6 protein-coding genes are annotated in these 11,771 nt (G+C 57.9%); 1 reads left to right on the forward strand and 5 read right to left on the reverse strand.

Features of this window, described 5'->3' with window-relative positions; translation table 11 throughout:
• Positions 1-6,175, forward strand: a 6,175-nt coding sequence (locus FJY67_09080; GenBank protein MBM3329604.1) for a choice-of-anchor D domain-containing protein, incomplete at its 5' end; no start/stop codon positions are given.
• 378 nt (positions 6,176-6,553) lie between these two features.
• Here FJY67_09080 and FJY67_09085 read toward each other — a convergent pair.
• The 5 genes from FJY67_09085 to FJY67_09105 all read right to left on the reverse strand — a co-directional run bounded on the left by FJY67_09085 (position 6,554) and on the right by FJY67_09105 (position 11,586).
• On the reverse strand, positions 6,554-8,788 hold the full coding sequence (locus tag FJY67_09085; GenBank protein MBM3329605.1) for a T9SS type A sorting domain-containing protein: 2,235 nt from the start codon (positions 8,786-8,788) through the stop codon (positions 6,554-6,556).
• 319 nt (positions 8,789-9,107) lie between these two features.
• Positions 9,108-10,361 (reverse strand): type II secretion system F family protein, encoded by a 1,254-nt coding sequence (locus FJY67_09090; protein ID MBM3329606.1) that lies wholly within the window; start codon positions 10,359-10,361, stop codon positions 9,108-9,110.
• A 210-nt stretch (positions 10,362-10,571) separates the two neighbouring features.
• Complete coding sequence (locus tag FJY67_09095) at positions 10,572-10,784, reverse strand: type II toxin-antitoxin system HicA family toxin (protein ID MBM3329607.1); 213 nt, start codon at positions 10,782-10,784, stop codon at positions 10,572-10,574.
• Positions 10,771-11,031 carry a type II toxin-antitoxin system HicB family antitoxin gene (locus FJY67_09100; GenBank protein MBM3329608.1) on the reverse strand — a complete coding sequence of 87 codons (261 nt, stop codon included), beginning with the start codon at positions 11,029-11,031 and terminating at the stop codon, positions 10,771-10,773. The genes FJY67_09095 and FJY67_09100 overlap by 14 nt, the downstream gene beginning before the upstream one ends.
• 60 nt (positions 11,032-11,091) lie before the next feature.
• Positions 11,092-11,586 (reverse strand): hypothetical protein, encoded by a 495-nt coding sequence (locus tag FJY67_09105; protein MBM3329609.1) that lies wholly within the window; start codon positions 11,584-11,586, stop codon positions 11,092-11,094.
• Between the last annotated feature and the right edge of the window lie 185 nt (positions 11,587-11,771).

Raw genomic sequence — 11,771 nt, forward strand, 5'->3', positions numbered from 1 at the left:
CGGGCACAACCTCTGGGTCGGCGGCTGGGGTCCCGGCAACATCCGCATCTACGATGACGGCACGACCGAAGCCTACTGGCTCATTTACGATATTAGCTCGGGCACAGTTGAAAGCGGTGCCGATCAAAACGTTATCGTGACGCTCGACGCGACCGGTGCGCTCGACGGGGACTACGAAGCCGATATGATCATCGACTCGAATGCCCCGAACGATCCGCAGATTCTGGTCAACGTCCGACTCAGCGTGCAGGGCGCGCCCGACATCGAGGTCAGTTGGGATATCGGTCAGGACGAGAATCTGATCGACTGGAACCGGTATCACCGCGATCTCTTTACGGGCGGCCGCTACATTGTCCCCGTAACTATCGCCAATACCGGGACGCTCGCACTGAACATCGGTTCGATCACCAGCGACAATGAGTTCTTCCTCTCGGATCCGGATCAACTGGTGATTGCGGCGCGGGATGAAGCAGTGGTCAATTTCATTATTGCGGCGCGGGAAGATGGCCGTCATGAGGGGACGATGACCATTGCCTCGGACGACCCGGACGAGCCGGAGGTCGTGATCAACCTCCTCGGCGTAACCGAAGCGCCGCCGCAGATCGTCGTCGATCCGCAAATGATCGAAGATGATCTGAATACCGGACAGACCGCGGAGCATGTCATCAACATCGCCAACGACGGCGCTGCGCCGCTGTTCTGGGAAATCGACCATGAGGTGATCCAGGAGCCGGATGGCGGTCTGCGCCGCGACGCTAATGGCCGCGCCCTGCGCAATGCCGATGGCGCACCACGGCGAGACCCGGCGGGCGATCTGGTCGCTCAGTTCAATGGCCCGAATGTGGTGAACCAATACTGGTCGCCGATTGGCTACGATCGCGACAACGATCTGGTCTATCTGTCGAGTTACTCGACCAGTCTGATCGTCGTCTATACCCACAACAACTACCGGGACTTCCAGGAGGTTCGCCGCTGGGCGATGCCGAATCCAATGGACGGCTGCTGGATGGACGGGGTGCTCTATGCCAACCAGCACGGGCAGATGTTCCTGCACCGCTGGGATGCAAATGGCAACAACCTCGGCAACTTCAACGTCGGCTTCCAGTTCTACGGCGTAGCCGCGGATCAGGAGAACCGCCGGATGTTCTTCCGCGAGCAGGTCGGTCCGAACTACGACATCCGGGTGCACCAGGTTGACGACAACGGCAATCTGGGGCAGCGGATCGGCTCGATCAGCAACTGGATTCCGATGATGGAGAACAACTTCATCCCCTACCAGATCGAGTGGGTCTTCAAGCATCCGGAGGGACAGTTGTGGGCCAGCAACGGCAATATGCGGTTGAACCAGATCCAGATCAATGAGGATAACTGGCAGGCGGTGCGCCGGGTGGTGTCGTTCCCCAACGGCGGAGCGAACCAGGCTTACGACGCAGTGGTGCACGACGGCCACCACCTCTGGCAGGGCGGCTTCGCGCTGAACAACTTCCGCATTTACGAGGACGGCGTTACGGAAGTCTATTGGCTCGGTTACGATCCCAAGGAAGGTTCGATCGAAGCCGGCGGCGATGTCAACGTCATCGTCACCCTGAATGCGGTCGGCGCACTCGACGGGCGCCACGAAGCGGTGATGAACATCCGGTCCAATGACCCCGACGACGGAGTCGTCCAGGTCTCGGTGATCCTTGATGTCAGCGGCGCTTCGGACATCGAACTCGAGTGGGCTATCGGACAGGATGCGAACCTTATCGACTTCAACCGTTACCACCGCGATCTCTTTACCGGCGGCCGGTATCCGATGCCGCTCACGATTCGCAACGTCGGGACGCTGGCTCTCGAAGGGACGTTGACGACGTCCGACGATGCGCTCTTCAGCACCGATCCGGCAGAGTTCAACATCCCCGTTCGACAGTCGCAGGTGGTGCAGGTCTTCATTCACGCCGAAGAAGACGGCCGGCATGAGGGTCAGTTGACGATAGAGTCGAACGATCCGGATCTGCCCGAGATCGTGATCGATATGGTCGGCGTGACAGGCGCTCCGCCGGTTATGGTTGTCGATCCTCAGGCGATCGAAGACGAACTGGTAACCGGCGACATTCGGGAGTATCCGATCAACATCGCCAACGATGGCGGTGCGCCGCTCTACTGGGAAGCCGAGCATGAGATCATCCGCGAACCGGAAGGCAACCGGCGGCGTGACGCGAACGGGCGTTCACTACGCTCAGCCGACGGTGGCCCGATGCGCGACGATCCGGGCGACCTGATCGCGCAATTCAACCAGCCGCAGGGCGCCGGAGTCAACATCTACTGCTCACCGGTGGGCTACGACCGGGAGAACGACCTGGCGTTCATCACTATCTACAACAGTTCGATCCTCGCGGTCTATACCCATGACGACTACCGGGACTTCCGCGAGGTTCGCCGCTGGCAGGCGACCAATCCGATGGACGGCGGCTTCTACGAGGGCGTGGTTTACATCTGCAACCTGAACCAGCCGACCCAGGTCTGGCGCTTTGACGTGAATGGCAACAACATCGGCAATATGAATGCCGGTATCAATGCCTACGGCATCGCATTCGACCACGAGGAGGGCTGGTGCTTCATCAAGGAGCAGGCTGGTAATCAGCCCGTCCATGTCTATCGGATGGACGGGAACAACCTGGGCCAGCGCATCGGGACGATCAACAACTGGGTGCAGCACGCAGCCAACAATGTGAACGTCTATGCGCTGGAGTGGGTATCGAAGCATCCCGACGGGCAACTCTGGATCGGCCAGGGCGGTCTCAACAACAACGGGAATCAGAACCTCTATCAGGTGCATATCAACACCGAGAACTGGGCGTCCGATGCCGCGGTGTTGAACTTCCCGGCGGGTATTTCGCAGCCTTACGATGCTGCCGCCCACGACGGCTACAATCTCTGGGTCGGCGGCTGGGGTCCCGGCAACATCCGCATCTACGATGACGGCACGACCGAAGCCTACTGGCTCTACTACGATCCATCAGATGGCCGGATCGATCCGGGCGGCGATGCCAACCTGATCGTTACGCTTAACGCCAGCGGCATCCCCGCGGGCGACTATGAAGCCTCGCTCTTCATCAGTTCCAACGATCCTCAGAACGAGGTCGTTGAGGTGTCGATCCGGATGTCCGCGCTTGAGGCGCCGGCTATCAATGGCAATCCGATCCCGAATCCGATTGTAGGCGCCCAGCCGATGGTGTTCCCGCGCACCTATGTCGGGGCGCAGGCGGTGCGGGCGATTGTGATCACCAACACCGGCTCCGGGCGGTTGGATCTCGATCAGGTGGTCATCGACAACGAAGAGGACTTCGAGACCGATCTGAACGCTGCCAGTTTGCAGCCGGGCGAGTCGCTCGAAGGGACGGTAACCTTCCATCCCCAGACGCCGAATGAACGACAGGGACGTCTCACCATCATGTCGAACGCTGAGAACGTTCAGGACGGGACGGTCTGGTGGGACCTCGTCGGAATCGGTCAATTGCCGGCTTCGATTGCGACCCGGCCGGAAGCCGGGGCGACGATCCGGCAGGGGCTGGCTCCGGGAGCCGATCCGGCTTCGCAGCCGCTCTTCATTATGAACGTGGCTGATGAAGGCGGCGAAATGCTCAACTGGCGGATCGAGGTCGATGAGAATCGCGACGACGGAATGGGACGGCGTGACGCCAGCGGACGCGGCCTTAGGAACGCCGACGGGCGCGGCCCGGTGCGCGACAATCCCGGTGATGTGTTGCAGCGCATTCAACTGGCACATCCCGGCAACCTCGGGATGGGCTGGGACGACGAGAACCAGGTCATGTGGACGTCGCATACGGACCAGGCGGCCAACGGCTGGATCAACGGCTACCACTGGAATGGCCAGGAGATCACCGAGACTGAGGAGTTTCGGCCGCAAGGCGGATTCCTGGTGCTCGGGCTGACCTACAATGCCGGCAACATCTATTGCAGCATGTGGGCCAACTCCTGGATTCAGCGCTACAACACCCGTGGTGAATTGCTGCAGACGATCAACACCCCCGCCATTGTGATGGGGACGGCGGTCGATCCGGAGCGCGGGTATCTCTTCTGCATCACCTATCCCAACGTGATCCTCTACGTGCTCGACATCAACGACAACTACCGGGTGGTCCGGGAGATTCAGAACGTGATCGGTCAGGGCGGGAATGCCGACTTCCGCGGACGCCTTACCTGGGTGCCTCAGCACCACGACGGCCACCTCTGGATGTCGTTCTCGTTCCGGGCCTGGCAGTTGAATCTGGACTATGAGGACTGGAGCCTCGACATCGTTCAGGACTTCGCCGCCGACACCGATGTCCGGTCGTTCGGTATCGGGCATGACGGGCATAACCTCTGGTTCGGTCGCAATGGCAACAACAATGCTGCCATTGTCGATGACGGCCGGGGCGAAGGCATCCCGTGGCTCACGGTCGATCCCATGCGGGGTTCGACGGAAGCCGGCGGCGAGACGGAGGTTACGTTAACCTTCGACGCCACCGATCTTGAGCCGGATCAGACCTACGGCGGGACGTTGACGATTCGTTCCAACGACATCCAGAATCCAGCCATAGAGATCAATGTCGAACTCGTAACCGGTGGCTTCGAGCCCGAGCATTTCCAGTGGGTTGAAGGCGAAGCGAACCACAGTCTGCTCGTAACCGAAGCGACGTTTGACGATGCGCCGCTGCCGAGCGGCTGGGAGATCGGCGTCTTCTCGCCGCGTGGAGTCTGCTCGGGTGCCGTGGTCTGGATTCGCGACGGTCAGCCCCATGGCTTCGCGGCTTGGGGAGAAACCGACGGGAACGAGCAGTTGCGGCCCAACGAAGCCATGTCGTTCCGCTTCTGGGACTACAATGCGCAGCGGGAATGGGCTGCTCGTCCGACCATTCAGGAAGGTCCAGCGGTCTATCTGCCGAATGAGTTCACTGCGCTGACGCTTTCGGGCGCGCCGTTCAAGAATCTGCTGGTCCTGTTCAACGCCAACTGGAACCTGATCTCGATCAATGTGACGCCCGACCGTGCGCTCTGGGCACGCGACGAGGGTCCGGACATCATCCGGATGACCAACCAACTGCGCATCGATCAGCAGAACCATCACATTCTGTTGATGAAGAATGAGCGGGGTCAGTTCTACAACCCGCGCTTCGGCTTCAACAACATTCCCTACTGGAACCTGACCGAAGCGTATCAGGTGAAGATGAATGAAGCGGTCGAGACGGTCTGGTCGGGTCAGCCGATCGCACCGGATGCCGATGTCCCGATCGCGACGGGGTGGAACTTCATCGCCTACTTCCCGGACTACCAACTTCGATGTGTTCCGCCTGACTTCTACGCCATCTCGCCGATTCTCAATCATGTTCTTCTTGTGAAGGACGTCAGCGGCCGCTTTGCCAATCCTCGCTTCCGGTTCAGCAACATGAACCCGTGGCGGGAGACGCAGGGCTACCAGATCAAAGTCGATGCCGATGTGACGCTCAACTATCCGGAGCCGCAGGAGCAGCAGTTGGCGGTTCAGCGGACCGGGCGCACGGCGGAGGGTGCTCTGGCCGGACACTGGAGCGATCCAGCGATGACCGGGCACAATATGTCGGTGCTCATCACTTCGATTCGCGGACTGAAACTCGAAGCGGGTGATCAGGTGGCGGCATTCAGCCCCTCGGGCCGGCTGGTTGGACTTGGAACGGCGGTAGATGGTCAGTTCGGTCTGGCGGTGTGGGGCGACGATCCTTCGACGGAAGCGGTCGAAGGCCTGATGCCGGGCGAAGCCTTCTCGCTCAAGGTCTGGTCGTCTCGCGACGACCGGGTCTATGACCTGAATGCGGCGGCGTTGAAGGAAGGCAGCCTCGTCTATGAGATTGACGGGTTTGCGGCACTCGATGTGTCGGCGGTTACGGTTCCGTCTGAGTTCTATCTCGGTCAGAACTATCCAAACCCGTTTAACTCGACGACCCGGCTTGCCTATGGTCTGCCCGAGGCTTCACGCGTTAAGGTGACCGTCTATGACGTCGCCGGCCGCGCGATCGCCAGGGTGCTGGATCGTGAGCAGGTCGCCGGGCACTACACCATCGCGGTGGATGGATCGGGCTTGACGGCAGGCATCTATCTGGTGAAGGTGGAGGCCGGCTCGTTCAGCGCCATCCGCAAGGTGATGCTGGTGAAGTAGTGCAGAATGGTGGCTAAGGGCAGGAATGCCCGATGCCGCTGTGGAAATGTCCGTCCCCCCGGTCGTTACGGCCGGGGGGACGGGTTTTTTTTGAAGATGTGCGATTCCGTCGGAGGATAATGATGTCGGGGGTAGGATGAGCCGCGTAGGGTCGGATTCCGATCCGACCATTGGGGTGGTGGTATCGTGTGTACGATCGAATTGGTATTCGCGCCTGCACTGACAACTACAAATTGCTTCTCATCCAGATCTGTGGATCTAATTGTCAGTAGGTTTTTCTGAACGAAGTGAAGAATCCTGTCTGGATGAGTCCCTTCACTACGTTCAGGGTGACAACAACATCCGCTACCAAGTCACCGATCGTCCCGGACTTCCCTTCTACTTCAATAACACCACCTTTCGCGTCTCCACCCGGTCGCCCTGCTGAAGTCTAACAAGATAGAGGCCGGGCGCTGCAGACGCGGCGTCCCAGACTGTTGTGCCGGTTAGATCGGTAATGTTCAAATACTCGCGGCCGCTGAGGTCGTGAATCGTGAGCCTTCCGGGTGAATCTTGCACCAGGCCAAAGCGAACGGTGAGGGCGGAATTGAAGGGATTGGGATGCAGCGATAGCAATCCAAACTGAGCCGGAAGCGACGACCATTCCCGACCCGCCGCATCCGGCTCAACCACCATCACGTCCCAGCGCACCAAGTCCTGCTCTACCGGATTGGAAAGCCTCCCGGTTACGGAGTGCGCACCGAGGTCGTCAAAGCGCAACAGGATGCTTGCGCTATCGGCTCCGGGCACAGGGAGGCGGTCGTATTGCCATTCATAGCGCATCTCGGGATCATCGTCACTGGGAACGATTCGGAACCTGATCGTATCTCCCGGGGCGACCGTCAGGTTCTCATCGTCAGGCCCGTAACTCCATATCAGCCCGCGGACATCGACGTTCCATATCACTTCATCGGAGAGGTCAGCGATGTAAGCCGTTCCGTTGAGAGCAAATCGTCCGGGGCGATTGAACTGCACCGTAACTTCCGACGCGGTGCCGATCAGTTGCGAATCTACGATAGCCTCCACATCGGAGATGAACCATAGATATTCCAGCGCAATCGGATCGAGTATTGTGGCTACGGAGTCGATTGATAGGGTGAGTTCGGATCCCCGCCGGAGCGGAATGTCGAGTATATCGGGGGTTGCGCGAACGATAAAGAAGTCGTCAACCAATACCTGCCATCTCAGGGAAACCGTGTTGCGGCCGTCAGACACCCGGCATAGAACCTGAGACCACCCAAGGTCATTGAAGGTGATCTCGACTGTGGTGTCGGTTGAGACGGTATCGCGGTCGTGAGTCCAAAGGTAGGATAGTGGGTCGTTCTGCTGATCGACGGCACGGACCAGGAACCGGAGGGTCGTTTCGGGGAGGATAATGAGGTTGGTATCCTGCGGCTCCCAATAGAGAATGAGCGGTTCGAGTCGCTCGGGAATCAGTTTGATCAAGACCCCATCCAAACCCATTGGCACCGGGTGATCGATCGTCCCGACGCCCAGAATCGAATTGTCCTGCCCCCTGATGACCGACCAGAACCTAATGGTGCCGCGCATGAACCGCCCCATAGGATCGTCGAAGGTCCTGCGCCAGGCTTCGACGCCGTCAAAGCCGGTGCGGACCATCTTCAGTTTCGAGACCCGCGCCTGCAGGTCTGCCGATTCTCCGACAATAGCATAGCCTCCGGACTGCGGCGCCAGGATGGACCAACCCTGCTCGAAGGAGGACTCATTCTCCGGTTCGTAACTCTCCATCCATTGCATTTCACCATCAGCGTCGGCGTAGATAAGGAAGAAATTGTCGTATTGCCGGTTGGGAGGGGTGTGGTAGCCGGTGATGGCAAATCCGCCGTCAAAGGTGGCGGTGATGCCGCGCCCGCAGGAGGGTCCGATAGGATAGATTTCGTTCCACAGCATTTCGCCGCGCAGATTGATCTTCATAAACCAGACCTGCAACGGTCCATCAGGACCTCGGCGCGCCATTCCGGTCGCCACGACGCCGCCGTCGGTTTCACGCATAAAGTAGATGTCGCAAAATCCCCCGGGATCGTAGGAGCGGTCCCAGAGCACTTCCCCTTCGCCGTCGATCTGGACCATCCGTCCCAGCCGGTAAGCGCTATTCAGGTGTCCCAGCAGGAGGAACTCACCGCTCTTCAGTTCGATCAGCGAGTGGCAAATGCCGCCGCCATAGACGTTCCACCAGATCTCCTCACCCTCGGCATCGACGAGCAGTGCGGAAAATTCACCATTCAAGGTGCAGCCGACCAGAAAGTCGCCATTCTCCGATTCGATGATAGCCCAGACATTGCCAATCCGGGCGCCATCCTCACCGTAGGTTCTGGACCATATAACCCGGCCATCGTCAGCCACCCGGTTGATCCATAACCGTGCGTCAGCCATGCCGCAGGTTACATAGCCGCCATCAACCGGAGCGTAGATGTCTTCAATCTGCTCCTGACCGCCCATGTCATAGAAGCGAATCCAGTCGATCTGGTTCTGTGCCAGAGCGGGCATCGCAAGCGCCAATACTGCGCAGGATAGAAACACCAATGGTCTCAAGGTCAACCTCATAGTGAACATATCTTTATCGTAGCGGGATGGTCGGATTGGAATCCGACCCTACGCGAATCATTCAGTCAATGAGAAAATTATTATTAGACAGTGCAGCATACAATGTCATCAGTAAGACAGACATTCTTGTCTGTCTTAAGGACAGGCAGGAATGTCTGTCCTACTGGACGATACCACAATATAATGCACTGCTTAATATATAACTGACACAACGATGAAGTCAAAATATACAATCCCAAGCGCATCATCACGAACTGCCAAAACTGACCTGCCGTCCCAACTTCCAGTTCGGATGTCGGGACGGCAGGCTGGGCAAGTAAACGCGCCTTTAGAGACCTCTCTGGAGCGCCATACCGAGTTTGAAGATCGGGAGGTAAATCGTGACGATGATCGAGACCACCACTGCCCCGATGGCGACGATCATCATCGGCTCGATCAGCGAGGTGAGCCGTTCGACGACAGCATCGACCTGCTTGGCGTAAAAGTAAGCCGCCTTGTCGAGCAGTTTGTCCATTTCACCGGTCTCTTCGCCGGTCGCGATCAACTGAATCAGGGTCGGCGGGAAGACGTCGGTCTTCTTCAGCGCCACCGAAATCGCGAAGCCATCCTTGATCAGCATCTTCGACGTCTCAAGCGCCCGCACCATCACCCGGTTGCCGAGCACCCGCTGGACGTGGCCAAGCGACTCGATCACCGGCACGCCCGAGCCGAGCAGAATCCCGAAGGTCTTGGCGAACTTATTCATCTGCGAGTTTTCGACCAGCATCCCGAAGACCGGGAAGTGGAGTTTGATGGTGTCGAAGATGAGTCCGCCCTTCTCGGTCATCGAACTGATCCACATCATGAAGACCGCGACGATGCTGATAGCAAGAAAGGGGATGAAGTTGCGGCTGACGGTCTGCGACAGCGCTACCAGCGCGCGGGTCGGGCCGGGGAGTCGGGCACCGAACTTGGCGTAGATCTCAGCGAACTGCGGCACCACGAAGAGGAGCAGCCCGGAGACGATCGCCATCATAAAGACGAGGACGAAGGTCGGATAGGAGAGCGCCGAGATCACCTTGCGCCGGGTGTCCGCCATCGCTTCGAGGTAGTCCGACAACTCCTCGAGGATGACGTGCAGCGAGCCGGAGATTTCGCCGGCGTGAACCAGCGCGACGTAGAGCCCGTCAAAGACGCCGGGGCTGTTGCCGAGGGCTTCCGACAGCGCCATGCCCTTCTTGATGTCGTTCCCGACCTTGGCAAGGACTTTGCGGAAGCGCGGGTTGCGCTCCTCGATCATAAGGTTGCCGATCGACTTCTCGATCGTCAGACCGGCCGAGAACATCGTCGATAACTGACGCGTGAAGAAGACCAGCGTGTTGAGCGGGATGAACTGCCGGATCTTGTCGATGCGCGTTTGGATCTGCTCATAGACTGGCGGCAGCGCCGCGTCGCCGACGGCGGTGCGGACTTCGCGCAGAGACACCACTTTGAAGCCCTTTTTGGAGAGGGTCTGCATGGCGGCGTCGAGGTTGGCAGCCCGGATGCGGTCTTCGCGCCGGATGCCTTTGGCGTCAGTAACGACGTATTGGAAATTGGGCATAGGGTGCTGCTCTCTATTGGGCAGTTAGTAACTTTCGGTGTCATTCCCGCACAGGCGGGAATCCAGTAAGTCCTCATCATTCCAGCAAAAGCCGGAATCCAATCTGCATGTCATTCCCGCGCAGGCGGGAATCTTATTCCAGTGCTGTCAGGTATCCATAACTGTCAGCACAGAAATATATTTACCGACAACATCCCTTCTTGCACAGGATCATCTTGCCGAGTCCCATTCCGATTCGGAAACTCCGGCTTGTTTAAGAATGTCCGCCAACAAACCTCCGCTAATGTCTCTCTTATGAGGGTTGGGAATATGGACTTTACGCCCCCGTCCAACCATCACACTATGACGCTTGCCCGGGTGCGGACCGCTGAAGCCAAGTCTGACGAGTCGTTGAATCAGCTCCCGTCGATTAGTCGGCTTCAACTTCAGCCAACGCTGGTTCTGGATTTATATCCATACCCTCGATCACCGGAAGCGTCTCGCCGAGTCGATTGGTGATAAGAATCCAATCCTCGATGACCTCGCGAAGTTCCTCCCGGCAGGCTTCAAGAGTCGCACCGTTCGCCCAACACCCCGGCAATTCATCAACCCATCCAAAAAAGGGATTGGGGTCCTCAATGATCTTATAGTGCGCCTTGGAAAGGGCGATTTGTATATATTCGGTTAACATAGAGTTATGATCAAAGTTATTTCTTGTTCGAGTCTAAAAAATAGGTGCGTTTCTGTGCTGTCAGGTGTCCTCACCTGACAGCCACTCCCACGTTTTGGTGAGACATCCCTTCGGTTCATCCAGGAGCCAGAATCCCGCGTTTGACCATTTCCAATCCAGTGCATTAGCAACGTGTCCGCTAAGAATCGGACTATTGTGAATGTAGTTCAATTTGATTTTAAATTGGTGCTCGGAATTAATTATCAAGTCGTCAAATCGAGGCATCCACACAGCTGCCTCCCTGAAAAGGAAACGAGACGAGAGGGACTTCAGAGAGCGCATATACTCCGATAATTGAGAACCGCCCCCCCTGCATCCAGCGAATAAGTGAATATGCGATTCCATAACTAAATAGCCCATCAACGCACTGGCTTTTCGCTCGGAAACTTCAAACAGCAGTTCCTCAAACCAAGTGCGCATTTCAGAAGTCGCAAGTCGCCTATGCCAGTCAAGAAAGGTCGTGGTCACAAAATAGAGCGCGGATTTATCGAATCGAGACCGATTGCGTGTCCCCATTGTGCCTCTTGAATTGGCCGTCAGGTGAGGACACCTGACGGCACAGAAAGGCGGTCAGCATTGTTTAAGGCTTATGTTGTGCCTTTGGTCTAGGTCGTCAGGTGAGGGCACCTGACGGCGTGATACTGGCGCGATGAATCGCGCCCCTACCGGGCAAAGACGGAGGCCCCTCACCAATTCTTAAG

Source organism: Calditrichota bacterium (genome assembly GCA_016867835.1).
In the GTDB taxonomy this organism is placed as follows: domain Bacteria; phylum Electryoneota; class AABM5-125-24; order Hatepunaeales; family Hatepunaeaceae; genus VGIQ01.

Bases quoted from the DNA above. Each gene is read 5' to 3' on its own strand.
- FJY67_09100 (MBM3329608.1), bottom strand. From the start codon at position 11,031: ATGTTAACCGAATATATACAAATCGCCCTTTCCAAGGCGCACTATAAG.
- FJY67_09090 (MBM3329606.1), bottom strand. From the start codon at position 10,361: ATGCCCAATTTCCAATACGTCGTTACTGACGCCAAAGGCATCCGGCGC.
- FJY67_09085 (MBM3329605.1), bottom strand. From the start codon at position 8,788: ATGTTCACTATGAGGTTGACCTTGAGACCATTGGTGTTTCTATCCTGC.
- FJY67_09105 (MBM3329609.1), bottom strand. From the start codon at position 11,586: ATGGGGACACGCAATCGGTCTCGATTCGATAAATCCGCGCTCTATTTT.